16 protein-coding genes are annotated in these 18,969 nt (G+C 63.0%); 2 read left to right on the forward strand and 14 right to left on the reverse strand.

Annotated elements, in window-relative coordinates:
• Window positions 1–226: 226 nt before the first annotated feature.
• The 9 genes from HU719_RS21475 to nhaB form a co-directional block, all read right to left on the reverse strand.
• A complete protein-coding gene (locus HU719_RS21475; RefSeq protein ID WP_186534506.1) occupies window positions 227–1,567 on the reverse strand; it encodes a c-type cytochrome in 1,341 nt (446 codons plus the stop codon).
• Between the two features lie 9 nt (window positions 1,568–1,576).
• On the reverse strand, window positions 1,577–3,823 hold the full coding sequence (locus HU719_RS21480; protein ID WP_186534507.1) for a xanthine dehydrogenase family protein molybdopterin-binding subunit: 2,247 nt from the start codon (window positions 3,821–3,823) through the stop codon (window positions 1,577–1,579).
• Complete coding sequence (locus HU719_RS21485) at window positions 3,823–4,278, reverse strand: (2Fe-2S)-binding protein (RefSeq protein WP_186516606.1); 456 nt, start codon at window positions 4,276–4,278, stop codon at window positions 3,823–3,825. Before HU719_RS21485 ends, HU719_RS21480 begins: the two co-directional genes overlap by 1 nt.
• 224 nt (window positions 4,279–4,502) lie before the next feature.
• Window positions 4,503–6,494 (reverse strand): hybrid sensor histidine kinase/response regulator, encoded by a 1,992-nt coding sequence (locus HU719_RS21490; RefSeq protein ID WP_186534508.1) that lies wholly within the window; start codon window positions 6,492–6,494, stop codon window positions 4,503–4,505.
• A 125-nt stretch (window positions 6,495–6,619) separates the two neighbouring features.
• The gene (gene proP / locus HU719_RS21495) at window positions 6,620–8,122 is read right to left on the reverse strand and encodes a glycine betaine/L-proline transporter ProP (protein WP_186516600.1); all 1,503 of its coding nucleotides are present in this window, start codon (window positions 8,120–8,122) and stop codon (window positions 6,620–6,622) included.
• 130 nt (window positions 8,123–8,252) lie between these two features.
• Complete coding sequence (locus HU719_RS21500) at window positions 8,253–8,873, reverse strand: TetR/AcrR family transcriptional regulator (protein WP_186516598.1); 621 nt, start codon at window positions 8,871–8,873, stop codon at window positions 8,253–8,255.
• Window positions 8,874–8,970: 97 nt separating this feature from the next.
• Window positions 8,971–9,216, reverse strand: a complete 246-nt coding sequence (locus tag HU719_RS21505; RefSeq protein ID WP_186516596.1) for a hypothetical protein — start codon at window positions 9,214–9,216, stop codon at window positions 8,971–8,973.
• A gap of 111 nt (window positions 9,217–9,327) precedes the next feature.
• Window positions 9,328–9,798, reverse strand: coding sequence for a GNAT family N-acetyltransferase (locus HU719_RS21510; protein ID WP_186534509.1), 471 nt, complete (start codon window positions 9,796–9,798; stop codon window positions 9,328–9,330).
• Between the two features lie 228 nt (window positions 9,799–10,026).
• A complete protein-coding gene (nhaB, locus tag HU719_RS21515; RefSeq protein ID WP_186534510.1) occupies window positions 10,027–11,529 on the reverse strand; it encodes a sodium/proton antiporter NhaB in 1,503 nt (500 codons plus the stop codon).
• A 151-nt stretch (window positions 11,530–11,680) separates the two neighbouring features.
• Here nhaB and HU719_RS21520 point away from each other — a divergent pair, with 151 nt between their 5' ends.
• Window positions 11,681–12,493 (forward strand): crotonase/enoyl-CoA hydratase family protein, encoded by an 813-nt coding sequence (locus HU719_RS21520; RefSeq protein ID WP_186534511.1) that lies wholly within the window; start codon window positions 11,681–11,683, stop codon window positions 12,491–12,493.
• A gap of 34 nt (window positions 12,494–12,527) precedes the next feature.
• Complete coding sequence (nudC, locus tag HU719_RS21525) at window positions 12,528–13,358, forward strand: NAD(+) diphosphatase (protein ID WP_186534512.1); 831 nt, start codon at window positions 12,528–12,530, stop codon at window positions 13,356–13,358.
• 6 nt (window positions 13,359–13,364) lie between these two features.
• Here the strand turns inward: nudC and HU719_RS21530 are convergent, their stop codons facing one another.
• The 5 genes from HU719_RS21530 to HU719_RS21550 form a co-directional block, all read right to left on the reverse strand.
• Window positions 13,365–14,144 carry a TSUP family transporter gene (locus tag HU719_RS21530; protein ID WP_186534513.1) on the reverse strand — a complete coding sequence of 260 codons (780 nt, stop codon included), beginning with the start codon at window positions 14,142–14,144 and terminating at the stop codon, window positions 13,365–13,367.
• 144 nt (window positions 14,145–14,288) lie between these two features.
• Window positions 14,289–15,095: an RHS repeat-associated core domain-containing protein gene (locus tag HU719_RS21535; protein ID WP_186534514.1), complete on the reverse strand. Its 807-nt coding sequence runs from the start codon at window positions 15,093–15,095 to the stop codon at window positions 14,289–14,291.
• A 125-nt stretch (window positions 15,096–15,220) separates the two neighbouring features.
• Window positions 15,221–17,158: a DNA topoisomerase III gene (locus tag HU719_RS21540; RefSeq protein ID WP_186534515.1), complete on the reverse strand. Its 1,938-nt coding sequence runs from the start codon at window positions 17,156–17,158 to the stop codon at window positions 15,221–15,223.
• 160 nt (window positions 17,159–17,318) lie between these two features.
• Window positions 17,319–17,753 (reverse strand): GNAT family N-acetyltransferase, encoded by a 435-nt coding sequence (locus tag HU719_RS21545; RefSeq protein ID WP_186516577.1) that lies wholly within the window; start codon window positions 17,751–17,753, stop codon window positions 17,319–17,321.
• Complete coding sequence (locus HU719_RS21550; RefSeq protein ID WP_186516575.1) at window positions 17,746–18,915, reverse strand: ribosomal protein uL16 3-hydroxylase; 1,170 nt, start codon at window positions 18,913–18,915, stop codon at window positions 17,746–17,748. The genes HU719_RS21545 and HU719_RS21550 overlap by 8 nt, the downstream gene beginning before the upstream one ends.
• Between the last annotated feature and the right edge of the window lie 54 nt (window positions 18,916–18,969).

Genomic DNA, 18,969 nt, shown 5'->3' on the forward strand with positions numbered 1-18,969 from the left:
CTCGTTGAGTCTTGGCGCCGGGGCTTGAGTAACAATTCCCACTCAATCCTGTGATCCCTGTAGGAGCGGCCTTGTGCCGCGAAAGGGCTGCGCAGCAGCCCCGAGATCTAGGCATCATGCAAAATCGCCGGGGCTGCTGCGCAGCCCTTTCGCGGCACAAGACCGCTCCTACAAAGACCGCGTACAGCCTCGCCGGTCATTGTGCGGCGACAGGCTCCGTACCCCTTCAGCGCATATGCAAGATGATTGGGCTGCTGCTGGCCGGGTCGGTGTGCTCGCGCAGCTTGGCCACCGCTTTGGCATCCACCGCTGCGGCTTCATTGCCCCACGCACTTCGCGCAAAACTCAACACCTCGGCGATCTGCTGGTCCGACAACTGCTCACGGAATGCCGGCATGCGATAGGCATCCGGCACCCCGGCGGCGACGATGCGCTGCGAGCCATTGAGGGTGATGTTGATCGCCGAGGCGTTCTCCTTGGCCAGCATCGACGTGGCCCCGGCCAACGGCGGCATCCACTCGGGTTGGCCTTTGCCGTCCAAACCATGGCAACTGGCGCAACGGGTCACGTAGGTATGGGCGCCGGGCGCGTCAAGGCGTCCGGCGGCCGAAACCGCCTGGTACTGCCAGGGCTTGCCATCCCGGGCCGGGTCGCCTGGCAGCGACTTCAGGTAGCGGGCAATGGCGGCTAGGTCGTCGTCAGCCATGAACTGCGTGGAGTTGTTGAACGCCTCGGTCATCGAGCCATACACCACCGCGTGTTTGTTGCGCCCAGTCTTGAGGAACTGCACGATTTCAGGCTCGCTCCAACGGCCAAGGCCGGTGTTCGGGTCCTGACGCAGGCTCGGTGCGTACCAGCCGTCAAGCAAGGCGCCGGCGAGGAACGGCGTGCCGCTTTCATCCAAGGCCTTCTCGTTGAACGCAAGGCCGCGCGGGGTATGGCAACTGCCGCAGTGGCCGGGGCCCTGGACGATGTACGCACCCCGGTTCCACAGCGCATCCTGGCTGGGCTTTGCGGCATACGTGTGAGCCGGTGCGAACAGCCCGTTCCATAGCGCGATCGGCCAGCGCATGTTCAGCGGCCAGGGGATGCTGCTGGGGATATTGGCCTCGGCCGAAGGCTGCACCCCCTGCATGAAGAACGCATACAGCGCGCGCACATCATCGTCGCTCAGCTTGGCGTAGGACGGGTAGGGCATTGCCGGGTACAGCCGGCGAGCGCCCGGCGCCACGCCTTGGCGCACCGCACGGTCGAAGTCGGCCAGGCTGTAGGCGCCGATGCCGTGCTCGCGGTCAGGGGTGATGTTGGTGGCGTGGATCGCCCCCAGCGGGGTGGCCATTTCCAGGCCCCCGGCAAACGGCGTCTTGCCCGGCAGGCTGTGACAGGCCACGCAATCGCTCAGCCGGGCGACGTACTCGCCGCGGCTGACCAGTGCTGCGTCAACAGCGGTGTCGGTGGTGAACGGCGAGGCAGGCTCGCGGGTGACGTACCAGGCCAGCAGGCCAGCGGCGAGCAGGCATGGCACAGCCAGCCAGCGCGCAGTCGTTGCGAATCGGCGGTTACTCATGGGCGGCCCTCAGCTGAACGTATGGCGGTCAAGTGGCAGGCTGCGCACACGCTGCCCGGTCAAACGTGCCACTGCGTTGGCTACCGCCGGAGCGACGGCTGGCAGCGGCGGCTCACCAATACCGCCCATCTTCTCGCCGCTCTGGACGATACGCACATGCACCCGCGCCATGCGCTGCGGCGGCAGGATCGGGTACAGGTCATAGTTGCGGGCCCGTGGCGCGCCGTTTTGCCATACCGCCTCTTCCAGCAAGGTCTGCGACAGCCCTAAGGCGACTGCGCCATTGACCTGCGCCTCGATGATCGCCGGGTTGACGATGCTGCCCGGGTCGATGGCTTGCCAGATGTCATGCACCTTCACTTGGCCGTTTTCAATCGAGACCTCGGCAATTACCGCCGCATGCGAGCCGAACGGCGAGGCCATGGCCACACCACGGGCGCGCTTGCTGCCGTCCTCGGCGGTGAACGGCCCAGGTTTCCAACCGCCGGCAAGTTCCGCCACTGCCTGCAGCAGGGTGGTCAGCCGCGGGTTGCCGCGCAGCAGGTGCAGGCGCAGTTCATAAGGGTCCTTGCCGCCCTTGTCGGCGAGTTCGTCGAGGAAGCTTTCATAGAAGAAGTCATTCAGCGAATTGCCCACCGAACGCCAGTAACCGAGCATTGCCGGGCCTTTGACGTAGATCTGCGCGATGCGCTTGTTGGGGATGGCGTAGGCCTTGCCCGACAAGCCTTCAAGGGCCGTCGGGTCGATTTTCTCGCCCTGCTTGCCGGCCAAGGCTTCGGTGGGGCCTTCGGTGGCGCTGACCGCCTCGATGGCGACCGGCATGCCATCGGCATCGAGCCCTGCACGGAACTTGACCACCGCCACGGGGCGCAGCACATCGCGCAAGAATTCTTCCTCGCGGGTCCAGATCAGCTTGACCGGGCGGCCAACGGCCTTGGCCAAGGCTATCGCCTGCGGGTAGGGGTTGGCCGATTCGTACAAGAAGTGCCGGCCGAAGAACCCACCCAGCAGTGGCGAGTGCAGGGTGATTTGCTCCGGGGCCAGGCCTGTGCGCTTGGCAATGTCGGCGCGGAACATGTCTGGCGCCTGGTTGGGCAGCCACACCTCCAGGCTTCCGTCGGGGTTGAAGCGCGCCGTCGCCGAGGGGGGTTCCAGTTGGCCGTGGTTGACGTACTGGTTGCGGTAGCTGGCCTCGACGGTGGTCTTGGCGCTGGCCATGGCGGCGGCAAGGTCCCCTTCGTGTTCATCGTCACGGGCCGGGCCCGTCTGGGCGGCCAGGTGGTCGAGCCAGCCGGCGCTGGAAAAATCAGCCGGCATGACCCGCAAGGTGTTGTCGGCGCCAGGTTCTTGCCAGTCGACCTGCAATGCCTCGACCGCACGCTTGGCGTGCCACCAGCGCTCGGCCACCACGGCGACGGCGCCGGGCAACGTGTGTACCGAGTGCACGCCTTGCATGGCCTTGACCTGCGCTTCGTTGCGCATGTTGCCCACGGTCATGCCCAGGCGTGGCGCGTGCTGGACGGCAGCGTGGAGCATGTCGTCGACTTTGATGTCGATGCTGAACACGGCCTTGCCGGTGGACTTGTCGTAGGCGTCCAGGCGGCGCACGGGCTTGCCGATCCAGCGGAACTGGCCAGGGTCGCGCAGCTTGATGCTGGCCGGGTCCGGCACTGGCAGGTCCATGGCACGGCCGGCCAGTTGGCCATACGCCAGCGAACGGCCAGAGGCTGCGTGCAGCACCTTGCCAGGCTCGGTGCTCAGTTCACTCACTGGCACGCCCAGTTGTTCGGCCGCCGCCTGCAGCAGCATGGCGCGGGCCAGGCCGCCGAGGCGGCGCATGGTCGGGTAGCTCATGCGCACCGACATGCTGCCGCCGGTGATGCGCATGCCGTTTTCCATGACCACATAGGCTTCGCCGGGCGGCGCGCTGTCCACCACGAACTGGGCGGGGTCCATGTCCAGCTCTTCGCCGACAATCTGCGCCATGGCGGTGTAGGTGCCTTGGCCGCCTTCCATGAAGGGGCACAGCAGGCGCACGGTGTTGTCCGGGCGAATTTCGAGGAAGGCCGGCACCTGGGTGCCGCGCTCAGCCGTTGCCGCAGCAGCCTGTACCCGTGGCACGCCCACCGGCAGGCCAAAACCCAGCACTAATGCGCCGATGGCGGTACCGGCAACAAAGCGCCGGCGCGACAGGTTGATGGTTTCGCCGGCTGGCAGGTCAAGCAGGTCTTGCGGGGTTTCGATACGCCGCTTCATCAGGCTTTACCCCCCTCGGCCAGCTCATGCACGGCGGCATGGATGGCGTTGTAGGTGCCGCAGCGGCACAGGTTGACCATGGCGGCCTCGATCTGCGCGTCGCTGGGTTTGGGCGTGTGCTTGAGCAGCGCCGTGGCGGCCATCACCTGGCCGGACTGGCAATAGCCACACTGCGCCACCTGATGCTCGACCCAGGCCGCGACCACGCGCTTGCCGATGGCATCTTCTTCGATGGCCTCAATGGTGGTGATCTCGCGGCCAACCACACCGGCCACCGGGGTAACGCAGGCGCGCACGACGTTGCCGTCCACCAGCACCGAACAGGCGCCGCACTGGGCCAGGCCGCAGCCGTATTTGGTGCCGGTCATGCCGAGGTCGTCGCGGATAACCCAAAGCAACGGCGTGTCGGCCTCAGCCTCGACCTGGTAGGTCTTCTGGTTGATTCGTAGTTCCATGGCTCACCTGCTGATCATCGGTTGATGTGGCTTTGTCATATGTGCATCCCCGCATTGATGCGCAAGACGCCATGGGGCCTGTGGTCGGCTCCTTGTGCAGCAACTCTAGCGCGCAGGCGCGGGGTTTCCCATCTGTGGCCCTGCAGGTTCAGAGAATCAGGCAAGGATTCAAGCGGATTGCGCTAGAACGTGGGGCGAATTCAATCAGCGGGGGCAACACCCTCTCAGCGCGGCTTGATGGCGGTTTCGAACGCCCGCAGCAACTGATCGACCGAATAGGGTTTGCCAAGCAGCTCGAACCCCTGCGGGTCATCCCCAATCAGCGCCTGGCTGTAGCCACTGGTGAGTACCAGCGGCAGTTCGGGCCAGCGATGGCGCACAAAGCGCGCCAGTTCGATGCCGCTCATGCCCGGCATGACCACATCCGCGAGCACCACATCGATGTGCTCGCGCCCGGCCTCCAACAGCGCCAGGGCGGCCTCGGCGTTGTGCGCAAGGCTGGTGGTGTAGCCCATATCTTCAAGCAAGGTGGCGGTAAATTCGCGTATCTGAATATTGTCCTCGACCACCAGCACATGGCCGTTGGTGTGCGCCGGGGCTTGCGCGGGCAGCTCAGGCGTGACCACGCCCGGAGCACTTACCGCCGGCAGCGACGTAATAAAGGTTGAGCCCTTGCCGAGCGTGCTGCGCACCTGCAACGAGCCACCCGACTGATGCACGAAACCCTTCACTTGGGACAACCCCAGCCCAGTGCCTTTGCCCTGTGCCTTGGTGGTGTAGAACGGATCGAAGATGCGCTCAAGGTCAGTGGCGGCGATGCCATGACCGTCGTCGCCGACGGCAATCTCGATCCAGCCCTCGGCCTCGCTTGCAGGGCTCACGCAAATGGTGATGTTGCCTTGATCGTGCGTGGCGTCGCGGGCGTTGACCACCAGGTTCACCAGTGCGATTTCGAACTGGTTCAGGTCGGCTTCGACGTAACTGTCTTGCCCTGGCACCTGCACGTTTATCTGCACCCGCGCGCCGACCAGGCTGCGCAGCATGCCGGCGATCTGCTCGACCTGCGGGCCCACCGCGAAGACCTGCGGGCGCAGCGCCTGGCGCCGGGCGAAGGCGAGCAACTGGCTGGTCAGCTTGGCGGCGCGGTCGGCGGTGTCGAGGATGGCATCCAGATAGCGCTGCTGGCGCTCAGGGGCCAAGGTTTTGCGGCGCATCAGCTCGGCTGAGTTGCGAATCACGGTGAGCAGGTTGTTGAAATCGTGGGCTACGCCGCCGGTGAGCTGGCCGATGGCTTCGAGTTTTTGCATCTGGCGCATTTGCGCCTCGGCCGCCTGCAGCTCGCGCGAGCCGGCCTGAACCTGCACTTCGAGCTCTTCGTTGAAGCTGCGCAACCGCGCCTCGGTGCTGTGGCGGTCGTGGACATCGACCGCGGTACCGTACCAGCGCAGCAGGGCGCCGCTGTCGGGGTCGCGGTAGGGCTGGGCGCGCAGCATGAACCAGCGGTAGCTGCCGTCGTGCTGGCGCAGGCGGTATTCACCTTCATAGACCACACCGCTGGCCCTGGCCTGGGTAAACGCAGCTTCGGCGGCCAGGCTGTCGTCCGGGTGCAGGCAACCTTGGGCGAAGCTTGCAAAGTCCGCTACCTGCCCGGCAGGGCCAAAATAGTCGCGCCAACGCTGGTTGAAGAACGCGAATTGCCCGCCTTGGTCGGTCACCCAGACCAATTGCGGCACGGTGTCGGCGATGGTCTTGAACGCCACCTCGCTCTCGCGCAGCCGGGCCAGGGTTTCGTGCTGGCGGGTGACGTCCACGGCGGCGCCAAACCATTCAAGCACCTGGCCTTCTTCATCGAAGATCGGCACTGCCCGTGACAGCGTCCAGCCAAACTCGCCACCACGCAGGCGCACGCGGTGCTCCAGCTCGAAAATGCGCTGCTCGGCGATTGCTGTGGCGATGGCAGCCAGGACCTTGGGGCGGTCTTCTTCGGCGATGTACTTCTCGAGCCAGTTGCGGCTGGGGTGGGCGGTGTCTTCCAGAAAGCCTTGCCCGGAAAGCCCGCGCAGCTCTTGCCAGTCGGGGCTCATGCGGTACACCGAGGTGCTGCTGGCAGTCACCAGCGCGCGAAAACGCAGTTCGCTGTCGAATACCGCACCGCTTGAGCGCTGCGGGCCGCCTGAAGCCGAAACTGCATCGGGTTGCGATCGGCTGTTGGACATGGTTGCCGTCCCTGAGTTGTCTGGGCCGGCGGGCTCCTCAGGTGCGCCCGCCAAGGCGTGGAAATATCATGGTAGCCGCTGCAGGGGGCGCTGCAGCGGCGAGGTTACCAACGGAGCGAAGCGGGTTAGTCGATACGCGGGTGCTGTTGAGCGAGTTTTTCCCGTTTCGCTTCAAGTTCGGCGATTTGCGTGTCGATATCCTCGATTTTCTGCTCGATATTGTCGTGGTGCTCTTGCAGCAGTTCGCGGGCTTCTTCGATGTCCGAAGCAGCAGGCGCCGCGCCGCGCAGGGGGCGGTTGGCGGTCTCTTTCATGGTGAGCCCGGTCAGCAGCCCGATCAGCGCGATCACCATCAGGTAGTAAGCCGGCATGTACAGGTTGTTGGTCGTCTCAACCAGCCAGGCAGCCAGCGTTGGCGTGACACCTGCAATCAGCACCGAAATATTGAAAGCACTGGCCAGGGCGCTGTAGCGGATGTGCGTGGGGAACATCGCTGGCAGCGTCGACGCCATCACGCCGATGAAGAAGTTCAACAGCACGGCAATGATCAACAGGCCGGCGAAAATCACGGGTAGTTGGCCGCTGGTGATCAGCATGAATGCTGGAATGGCTAGCACGAACAGGCCGGCGCTACCGATGATGATGAACGGGCGGCGCCCCCATTTATCGCTCAGCAGGCCAATGATTGGCTGCACGAACAGCATGCCGACCATGATCGCGATGATGATCAGCACCCCGTGGTCTTCGCTGTAATGCAGGTTGTGGGTGAGGTAGCTGGGCATGTAGGTGAGCAGCATGTAGTAAGTGACGTTGGTCGAGATCACTACCCCGACGCAGGTCAGCAGGCTGCGCCAGTGCTTGGTGGCGACTTCCTTGAACGACACTTTCGGGCCGCTGGCCAGGCCTTCGCGGTCACCTTGTTCGAGTTTGTCGACGTGTTGTTGAAAGGCCGGGGTTTCTTCCAGTGCGTGACGCAGGTACAGGCCGATCAGGCCCAGCGGCAGGGCGAGGAAGAACGGCAGGCGCCAGCCCCATTCAAGGAATTTCTCCTCGCCGAGTACGGTCGAGATCAGCACCACCACGCCCGCACCGAGCACAAAGCCCGCAATCGAGCCGAAGTCCAGCCAACTGCCGAGGAAGCCGCGCTTGCGGTCTGGCGCATATTCGGCGACAAAAATGGAGGCCCCGGTGTACTCACCACCTACCGAGAAGCCTTGGGCCATCTTGGCCAGCAACAGCAGGATCGGCGCCCAGATGCCGATACTGGCGTAGGAGGGTATCAAGCCGATGGCAAAGGTGCTCAGGGACATGATCACGATGGTTGCCGCCAACACCTTCTGGCGGCCATAGCGGTCGCCCAGGGCGCCGAAGAACAGCCCGCCCAAGGGGCGAATCAGGAACGGCACCGAGAAGGTTGCCAGTGCTGCGATCATCTGTACGCCGGGGCTGGCGTTAGGGAAGAACACCTTGCCCAGGGCAAAGGCGACAAAACCGTAGACACCAAAGTCGAACCATTCCATGGCGTTACCCAGGGCGGCGGCGGTGATCGCCTTGCGCATCTTGGCGTCGTCGACGATGGTGATGTCTTTCAGGCCGATGGGTTTTACGGCTTTCTTGCGTGATTTCATGGTGGCATCCCGATGCTGATACGTTTCCTACGGCATCTGAACCTCGGGCGCGCAAAATAATTCCACACTGAATAATGTCTGTGGGCAGGGTTGGCGGGGTGCAGGGTACTGGGACGCCAAGCCTTTGCGCTCAGGGCTCCAGCCCGATCCCGCGCAGGATCACACTGGTGACGGTCTGCACCGCGCCTTCGAAGGCCAGGTCCGAAAGCGGCTCGCCGCCATTGAGCAAGGTCACTTGATAGCCAAAGTCGGCGTAATGCTGGGTCGCCGCCCAGATCATGTAGAGCAGCGCCGAAGGCTCTACTGCAAGGATGCGTTTATCTTCGACCCACGCCCGAATCTTGGCCTCCTTGAGGCGCGCCCAAGGCACCAGCGTGTCGTCCAGGCTCCCCGCCAACAGCGGCGCACCGTGCAGAATTTCTTCAGCCCAGACTTTCGACCCCAAAGGGCGCGACCGTGAATGCCCCATCTTGGCCCGGATATAACTGGTCAACACCACCCGCGGGTCGTCGAAGCGCTCGAAGCACAGCGCATCCTGCTTCCAGACATCTAGCAAGTCCTGCAGCACGGCCCGGTACAGCTCATCTTTGGTATTGAAGTAGTAATGCAGGTTGGAGCGTGGCAGTTGCGCCTGCTCGGCGATATCGCCCATGGAGGTCGCGCCGTAGCCTTTCTCGGCAAACACCCGCTCGGCGGCAAGCAGAATTTTTTCAACATTGCGCCGACGGATTTCAATTTTGTGGTTGGCCATGGGTTGTCCGAATTCACCTGAACAGCCCAAGGCTAACAGCTTTGCAAGGCGCAAGGCCAAGGCTGTGCTGATGACGCCCCGCAGCAGTCAGTGCAGCTTACAGATACGAAGCACCGAGCGAGCCAACAGCGCTATCGCTCACCACCTGTTCCTGCCCAGCGCGCAACACCCCGAGCCTGCGCCGCTCGTAGTCTTCCTGGCTCAAACCCTGGCGTTGCAGTGCTTCAAGCTGCAACTGGCGAGTTTCTTCGGCGCTGTAGGGCCGCAGCTCAGGGTGACTGGCGCAGCCGCTGAAGGCGGTGATGGCAAGGGCGGCGAGCAACAGGCGGGCGGGGAGGTTCATCGGCGTGCTTTCCATGATCGGGAGTCGATGAGCAAAGGTTATGGCGCGCCGCCGATGATTAGAAATTGCCGCGCTCGATAGTCACTATCGAGGCGGCCAGGCCCAGGCGAGTTACCGCACCAGGCGCTTGCGCATGGGCACGCAAGCCAGTTGCAGCCCGAATGGCGATTGATAGAGCGCTTGCTCATCCCCGGCATAGCCACAGCGCCGGTAGAAGGCTGCTGCGTTGAGGGTGGCGTCCAGGTGAATCTCATCCAGCCCGGCGTTGAGGGCGATCTGCTCCAGGTGCGCGACCATCGCCTGGGCGATGCCGCGGCACATGTACTCGGGCAGCACGAACAGCGCGCCGAGTTCGCCGCTGGCCAGGTCGATCATGCCCGTGGCAACCACGCAGCCGTCCACCCAGGCCAGGTGAAACTGCTCCGCGACCAAGGCGGTGTAGCCTTCGGTGTGGGGCACGTCGGCCCAGGCTTGTGCGAGCTCGTCGCCGTAATCGGGGCTGCATTTATGCACGATGGCAGCGCGGCGTATGGCGTATGCAGCCTCGGCGTCCTGGCGCGTGGCGCGGCGGATATCAAACATGGTGGGGCCTTTCCCAAGGTGTGGGGATGGATCATCGCGCAAATGGCGCGCCGACGCACCATTGGCCTGGAAGGCTTCATCGCAGGCTGGCGTCACACACAGATGAGTGCGTGGGAGCGGGCTTGACCCGCGATGAGGCCAGCAGGCCCAATTTAGCTGCAGGAGCTGGCGCTATCGCAGATTCGCCGGGAGCTGGCGAAAGCCTGCCAGGGGCCAAAAAAAGTGACGCTACAGCCAGTAAGTCACTGCCCACCAGCCCAGCCCACCCATGACCACCGTATACGGCAGCGCCATCCATACCATGCGCCCGTACGACAGCCGCACCAGCGGCGCAATGGCGGAGGTCAGCAGGAACAGAAACGCAGCCTGGCCATTGGGCGTCGCCACACTCGGCAGATTGGTGCCGGTGTTGATAGCCACCGCCAGCGTCTCGAAATGCTCGCGGCTCATGGCCCCATCGACGAACGCTTGCTTGACCTCGGTGATGTAAATGGTCGCCACGAACACGTTGTCACTGATGGCCGACAGCAAGCCATTGGCCAGATACAACATGCCCGGCTGTTGCTCGCTGGGCAGGGCCAGCACCCACGCAATCAGCGGGCTGAACAGTTGCTGCTGGTGAATGACCGCTACCACGGCGAAGAACACCACCAGCAGCGCGGTGAACGGCATGGCATCCTGAAACGCACGGCCCAGGCGGTGCTCGTCGGTAATACCGGTGAACGCCGTGATCAGCACGATCACCAACAGCCCGATCAGCCCTACCTCGGCAATGTGCAAGCCCAGGCACACGATCAGAATCAGTGCAGACAGCCCCTGCACCAGCAATGCCAGGCGCTGCGCCGGAGTGCGCGCCGCATCGTCCTCGGCGGCGCAGGCCGCCAGCACCTGGCGCACCGGCTCAGGCAACAAGGTGCCGTAACCGAACAGGCGCAGTTTTTCCAGCAGCACGCAGGTCACCAGGCCCGCGGCCAGCACCGGCATCGAAACCGGGGCGACTTTCAGGAAGAAATCGGCAAAATGCCAACCCATCTCATGGCCGATCAGCAAGTTCTGCGGCTCGCCCACCAGCGTGCAAACCCCGCCCAAGGCCGTGCCTACCGCGCCGTGCATCAGCAGGCTGCGCAGGAACGCGCGGAACTGATCGAGGTGTTCGCGGTGCAGTGCCGGGATGTGGTGGTCGCTGTCCAGGGCGCTGTCGGCGCGGGGGTCCTGGTCGGAGGCCACGCGGTGGTATACCGCGTAAAAACCCACTGCCGCACTGATGATCACCGCCGTTACCGTCAGCGCGTCGAGAAACGCCGACAAGAACGCTGACAACACGCAGAACAACAACGACAACAGCGCCTTGCTGCGCACACCCAGCAGAATGCGCGTGAACAGAAACAGCAGCAGCTCTTTCATGAAGTGGATGCCGGCCACCATGAACATCAGCAGCAATATCACTGGGAAGTTGTGCTGTAACTCCTCATAGAGTGCCTCGGGCGTGGTCATGCGCAGCACTAGCGCCTCGATCAGCAGCAGGCCACCAGGCATCAGTGGGTAGCACTTGAGCGCCATACCCAAGGTGAAGATGAACTGCACCACCAGCACCCAGCCAGTGACCACAGGGCCGAGGGTTGCCAGCAGCAGCGGGTTGAGCAGCAGAAACAGCACGATGGCCGCTTTGTACCAGCGCGGCGACTGGCCGAGGAAACCGTGGGTGAGGGCGTCGGTCAGTGAGTGGGGCATGAATTTGTATCCTTGTAATTCGGCTGTGCCGGAAGGTGCCGCATCGCGCTGCTGGCTGCAAGGCTTAAAGTCTTGCTTTTGGCACATGTGCGGCCTAGGTGCTGCGCTAAGATCCTGCGCAGTGAATTCCCTCTCCACAGGAGCGCCGCCCATGTCCGAATACACCGCTTTCAAGGTTGAGCTGGCCAACAACATTGCCCATGTGCAAATAAACCGCCCGGAAAAAATCAACAGCATGAACGCGGCGTTCTGGGAGGAGATCGTCGATATCTTCCAGTGGGTCGACGACACCGATGCGGTGCGCGCGGTGGTGATCAGCGGCGCCGGCAAACATTTTTCGTCAGGCATCGACCTGATGATGCTGGCTTCCCTGGCCGGGCAATTGGGCAAGGACGTCGGGCGCAACGCGCGCCTGTTGCGCGGCACCATCCTGCGCCTGCAACGCTCGTTCACCGCCGTGGACAACTGCCGCAAGCCTGTGTTGGCGGCCATTCAAGGCTACTGCATCGGCGGCGCCATCGACCTGGTATCGGCCTGTGATATGCGCTATTGCGCAAGCGATGCGCAGTTCTCGATCAAGGAAGTCGACATGGGCATGGCCGCCGACGTCGGCACCCTGCAACGTTTGCCGCGTATCATCGGCGACGGCATGCTGCGCGAACTGGCCTACACCGGGCGCATGGTCGATGCCCAGGAGGCGCTGCGCATCGGGCTGGTCAACCGGGTGTATGACGACCACGCAGCACTGCTGGACGGGGTCTTTGCCATTGCCGGTGAAATTGCCGCAAAATCACCGGTCGCGGTGGCCGGTACCAAGCACATGCTCAGCTACATGCGCGACCATCGCATCGACGATGGGTTGGACTATATCGCCACTTGGAACGCCGCCATGCTGCAGTCCGAAGACTTGCGCGTGGCAGTGGCCGCCCACATGAGCAAACAGCAACCGACGTTCGCCGACTGACCGGGTTGGCGAGCGCCTTTCAGGGATCGCAACGATGTCAGCACGCTGGACAACCGCAGTACTCGACCCGCAGACCGCCGGTGGCCTGGCCGTGGCCCGCAGCCCCGAGGGTTTTTTGTTCGACGCCAATGGCGCGCTGTTTGCCCGTGAGTGGCTCAAGCGCCAAGGCGTTGATGTGCTGTGCGAGCACGGCATCGGCCACTTCGATGGGCAGCCGGTGTTCCTGCTCGAACTGAATAGCGCCGTTGAAGTACCGGGCTGCGCTTGGCAGGGCCTGCGCCGCTTCATGCTCGAAGGCGACTTCGACACCTACAAGGTGCTGGGCTACGCCGCGCAGATCGGCACCTGGGCGCGCGAGCACCGCTTCTGCGGCAGCTGCGGCCAGCCGATGACGCAAATCCACTGGGAGCGGGCCATGCACTGCCAGGCTTGCGACCTGCGCAGCTACCCGCGTATCTCGCCGAGCATGATCGTGCTGGTCACCCGTGGTGATGAGGTGTTGCTGGCCCGTTCGCCGCGCTTTGTAACCGGTGTGTACAGCACCCTTGCTGGCTTCGCCGAGCCCGGCGAGTCGGCGGAGGACTGCCTGGTGCGCGAGGTGCGCGAGGAGGTCGCCGTAGAGGTCAAGAACATCCAGTACGTCGGCAGCCAGTGTTGGCCATTTCCGCACTCGATGATGCTGGGCTTCCATGCCGAATACGCGGGCGGCGAGATTGTCATGCAGCCGGATGAGATCGAGGATGCCCAATGGTTCAACGTGCACGACCTGCCGCCACTGCCGGCCGGGCGCTCGATTGCCCGGCATTTGATTGATCTGTACGTGGCGCGGCGCCTGGGTTTGCCGGAGCCTGTGCTGCAGGCGTGATACCGTTCAGGCCTGGCCGAACCAGTGCTGCCAGGCCAGGCGCACGGTCAGTGCCAGCACCACGGTGATGAACACCGGGCGGATGAATTTGCTGCCGCCGCTGATTGCCGTACGCGCGCCAAAGAAGGCACCGACCATGACCGCTAGGCCCATACACAGGCCGACGATGTAATCCACCTGCCCGGAAATCATGAACACGGTCAGCGCCGCGATGTTGCTGACGAAGTTCATGCTGCGCGCAACGCCGCTGGCGCGCACTAGGTCTATGGGGTAGAGCAGCAGGGTGCTGACGGTCCAGAATGCGCCGGTACCGGGGCCGGCGACGCCGTCATAGAAGCCCAGGGTAAAGCCCTGCGGCACCTGCCATTTCTTCTTGATGGGCGCGTCGGCATCCAGCGGCGCTTTTGGCGTACCGCCGAAAAGCAAATAGACGCCGCAGGCGAAGACGATTACCGGCAGCATCTTGTTCAGCCATTCGGCTGGCATGTAATGGGCTATTACCGCGCCGATCAGCGCACCGGCCAGCGTTGCGATCAACGCCGGGCGCCATTGTGCCGGGTGGAACAGCTTGCGCCGGTAGTAGGTGAACCCGGCGGTGGCCGAGCCGAAGGTCGAGCTGAGTTTGTTGGTACCCAGCACAAGGTGCGGCGGCATGCCAGCGGTGAGCAGCGCTGGCGTGGTCAACAGCCCGCCGCCGCCTGCAATGGCGTCGATGAAGCCGGCGACGAAGGCGACCAAGACGAGGATCAGCAGGGTGAGGGGTTCTACGGTGAGTTCGAAGGGCATGGAGTGTAGATAGGTAGGAATAAGGGCGGCAGAGAGCCGTGATTAGAGGTGCATACTAATACTGCCCGCGTGGTCTTGAAAGCTCAGGCGGCTGAAAACACGCGCTTCGGGAAATAATTAGGTAGGCACCGAAGAGAAGATGACTTAGTCATCAAATTTTTGCCACGTTTGAGATCTGGCAGTCTTCATTTCATTTGCTACTGAAGGAGTTATAGATTTGAGCACCTTGTCTAGTTTTTTGGTTGCGGAATGAAGTTTGTTCTGAAGTGATGCTAAGCGCAAATCAGTGTCAATATCGAAGTGTCCTCCCTTATTAACTATAGTATTGATATTCTCTTGGTAAAGCGGGATATTGCTCATTTTTCGAAGTTTGTGCTGGCTAGTATCGGGGTGGTTTGCAACTGGCCAGTATTTTTCGTAGCCCGTCCCAGACTGGGTGGCGAGTTTCGCGGCAGGTCGATAGTCCTTTAAGTTGAACAAAAGTTTCAAAGTAGATGGAATGTGCCCAGAGGGGTCTTGTTTGTTAACCGGGTCTCCATTGCAATATACATAGGCATTAAGCCCACCCTCACCGAAGGGGCTTAAATCGTCAGGGGAATGAAAACGTCTTAGCACAGGATTATAGGCTCTGTAGCCGTTGCCGAGTATATAGCATCCAGTATGACGGTCCTGCTGTTGCCCCGTGTAGCCAGTGATAAGGTCATTATTTTCGCTGCCCACGCCGTAGCAGCTGTACGTTAAATGCAGGCCTTTACCATCCTCGACCACGCTGAGCGGTGACCCTTGACTGTGCGTAGCGAGCTGCAAGCACTTAGTCCACCCCGGCAAAGTGTGTTGCTCGGCAAGCGCCAAACCTTCTGTACCGAATACCTGCTGCGCCCTGAACTGGCTGAGAATCAGCTGAAGCTGCTCTCCCCGATAGAACCTGCGTTCCGTAATGCGCTTGGACATAGCTTTGCCTCCGCTGATAGGGGTAAGCCGACATTCCGCTATTTATGGCATGGGCACAACTGACAGAAATATCAGGTGGGCGGGGAGGGGCCCGAGGAAAGTCGCTGGCACCTGACGGCAAGCGCCTACGCGGGTTTGGCTTTTGTGCTACGGGCGGCTTTGGGTTTGGTGTTGCTGCTTGCGCGGCGTTTTTTCTTCCAGGGCGTTGCCGCCTTGCCGGCAGCCGGCCCGCTGATGGTAAGGCGCATGCCGGCGCAGCGCTGCACCAGCTTGCCCATCCAGGCGGACTGGCGGCTGACGAATTCTTCAAGGCTCATTTCGCCGCTTTGCACCATGTCCAGCGCCTGTTCCCAAATGGCTGTGGTGCCTGGGTCGGCGATGGCGCGGGGTACCGCGTCGATCAAGCTGAAAGCGGCTGGGGTGGCGCTGAGGGCCTTGCCGTTTTTCACCAGATAGCCACGGTCGAGCAACCCCTGAATGATGCTGGCGCGAGTCGCTTCGGTGCCGATGCCGGTGGTTTCCTTGAGCTTTTGCTTGAGCCGTGGGTCGTCCACCAGCTTGGCGACGTTCTTCATCGCCTTGATCAGGTCGCCTTCGGTAAATGGCTTTGGCGGCTGGGTCCACATGTCTTTGAGGGTCAGGCCATGTACCGAGCAGTTTTGGCCCTTTTGCAGGGCAGGCAGTACTTGGGCCGGCGGTGCTTCACGCCCTTTGGCGGGAGTCAGCGCCTCGGGCAGGGCGCGGCGCCAGCCGGGCTCGACGATCTGCTTGCCGACCGCGCGTAGCGCATGGCCAGCGCAGTCTAAGTCGGCCTGGGTGCGGTCGTACTCGTGGTTAGGCAGAAATTGCGCCAGGTAGCGCGCCCGAACCAGGGTGTACACCGCTCTGTACTTGGGCGGCAGGCGCGCCGGGTCGCTGGCCGCAGCTGTGGGGATGATGCCGTGGTGAGCGCTGACCTTCTGGTCGTTCCAGGCGCGCGACCGGCGCCCAGGCTCAAGGTGCTGCTGTAGCGGTGCGAGGCTTGCGTCGGCGCGTTGCAAGGCTGCCAGGATGGCCGGTGCTTCGCTGTGCTGGCTAACAGGCAGGTAGCCACTGTCGCTGCGCGGGTAGGTGATCAGTTTGTGGGTTTCGTACAACGCCTGGGCGATGTCGAGGGTTTCCTGGGCGCCCAAGCCGAGCTTCTTCGAGCAGACCTCTTGCAGCGTGCCGAGGTCGAAGGGCAGGGGAGCGGCTTCGCGCACACGTTCGGTGGCGATTTTTGCCACCTGTGCTGTGCCGGCGGCCTGCATGTCGGCGGCGGCCTGTTGCGCCAACGCCTGGTTCAGGCAGCGGCCTTGATCGTCGCAGGCGTCATCGGGCGCGCGCCACTGGCTGTTGAACACCTGGCCGGCACTGTGCAACTGCACGTCGATGGCCCAGAACGGCACGGGCACGAAGTCGGCGATGCTACGGTCGCGGTCAACCACCAGGCGCAGCGTTGGAGTTTGCACGCGGCCTACTGGCAATACGCCCTGGTAGCCTGACTGGCGCCCGAGCAAGGTAAACAGCCGGCTCATGTTCATGCCGATCAGCCAGTCCGCCCGTGAGCGGCCCAAGGCTGAGTGGTAGAGGCTGAAGGTTTCCTGGCCGGGCAGCAGCCGTGCCAGGGCTTTGCGGATCGAGGCGTCGTCCAGCGCCGATAACCACAGGCGCTGGATCGGGCCCCGGTAGCGGCAGTGTTCGACCAGCTCGCGGGCGATCATTTCACCCTCGCGGTCGGCATCGGTGGCGATCACCAGTTCACGGGCCTCACCGAGCAAGCGCTTGACGGCCTTGTACTGGCTGGCGGTCTTGGGCTTTACGGTCATCTTCCATTTTTCGGGGATGATCGGCAGGTCGTCCAGCGACCAGCGTTTGTAGCGCTGGTCGTAGCTGTCGGGTGGGGCGGTTTCGAGCAGGTGGCCGATGCACCAGGTAACGCACACGTCAGTGCCTTGCCAGCAGCCGTCAGCGCGGCGGTTGGCGCCAAGCACTTTGGCGATGTCTTTGGCCTGGGAAGGCTTTTCGCAGAGAAACAGGCGCATGGCCGCAGGCTCATCGGTGGGGATGGGCACTAGAATGCGCAAAGCGCGGCGTGCAGGCAAGTTTTATCTGTATGGATATACAGCTTGGTGTTGCGGGGAATGTATTCTGCGGCAAGCCCGCCCCGCAAGAACGGCTGTCCTTGCGGGGCGGGCGCAGGCATCAGGCGGCGTCGCAGGAGTCGCGGACCATGTCCACATGCGGGATCCCCGCTTCGAGGAACTCTTCGCTGACCACCCGGAAGCCCAGGCGCTCGTAGAACGGCGTGGCGTGTACCTGGGCGCTGAGCATCTGCTGCTTGAGGTCGCGGTTCTGGGCTTCGCCGATGACCGCACGCATCAGCGCATCGCCGACGTTCAGCCCGCGCCAGTCCTTGAGCACCGATACCCGGCCAATGGTGCCGTCAGGCAGCAGGCGGGCGGTACCGATCGGGTAGTCGCCCTCCATGGCCAGAAAATGCACGGCGGTCGGGTCTTCGGCGTCGAACTCGAGCTCTGGCGGCACGTGCTGCTCGGCGACGAACACGGCGCTACGGATACGGTGGATGTCGGCGTTGTCCTTGTGCCAGTCGGCCAGGCGAACACTGATTTTATTCATCGTTGGCAAACCCCAGGCTTCCTTGCTTGACCAGCTGGCACACCAGCAGCAGGCCTTCTTCGTCTGCCAGCCACTTAGCCAGGTTTTCCTGGTGCAGCGCGTCGGCGGCGCAGATCAGTTTCAGCAGCGGGCGCAGATGCCCCGAGAGCAGGCGGCTTTGGCCGCTGGCGAACAGCAGCAGGTTGTCGTCCACTTCCGACCAAGCCAAGCGCGCGCTTGGGTTACGAACAAGGATAGCGCCCTGTTCGAGGCTGTCGAGCAGCTCGGCTTCGTTGAGCTCTTCGCCTGCGACCATTTCCGGGTAGCGCGGCTCGGTCATGAACTGGCCAAACCAGGTCAGCAACAGACGCTCGTCACCCATGTGCTCGGCCAGCAACGCCTTGAGGCGATCGAGGGCGTCGTGCTGGATCTGGTGCGGGTCGGCGACCGGCTGCGCGTCGGCATCGCTGTAACGCTCTTCGTCAGGCAGGAACTGGCTGAGGAAGTCGGTGAAGTGGGTCAGCACTTCGGCAGCGCTCGGGGCGCGGAAGCCCACCGAGTAGGTCAGGCACTCGTCTTCGGCGATGCCGTAGTGGGCCAGGCGTGGCGGCAGGTAGAGCATGTCGCCGGGCTCAAGGCTCCATTCTTCGCTGAGTTCGAAGTCGGCCAGGATACGCAGGTCGGCGTGCTCGATCAGCGGGCTGTCGCTGTTGCACATCTGGCCGATTTTCCAGTTGCGCGTGCCGTGGCCCTGCAGCAGGAACACGTCGTAGTTGTCGAAATGCGGGCCAACGCTGCCGCCAGGGGCTGCGTAGCTGATCATTACATCGTCGATACGCCAGCTTGGCAGGAAGCGGAATTCTTCGAGCAATTCGGCGACTTCCGGTACGAACTGGTCCACCGCTTGTACCAGCAGGGTCCAGTCACGCTCGGGCAGGTCGGCGAAGGCGTCTTCAGCGAACGGGCCGCGGCGCATTTCCCAGGGGCGCTCGCCGTGCTCGAGCACCAGGCGCGACTCGACTTCTTCTTCAAGTGCCAGGCCCGCCAGTTCGTCGGGGTCGATGGGGCTGACGAAGTCGGTGAACGCCTGACGCACCAGTAGCGGCTTCTTCTGCCAGTAGTCGCGCAGGAATTCACGGGCAGTAAGGCCGCCAAGCAGTTGCAGTGGAGTATCAGAATTCATGTTCAACCTATTGAAAAAACGCAATTTTTGTACGGGAATAAAAACGCCCGGCTA

This window comes from Pseudomonas farsensis, assembly GCF_014268805.2.
Classification (GTDB): domain Bacteria; phylum Pseudomonadota; class Gammaproteobacteria; order Pseudomonadales; family Pseudomonadaceae; genus Aquipseudomonas; species Aquipseudomonas farsensis.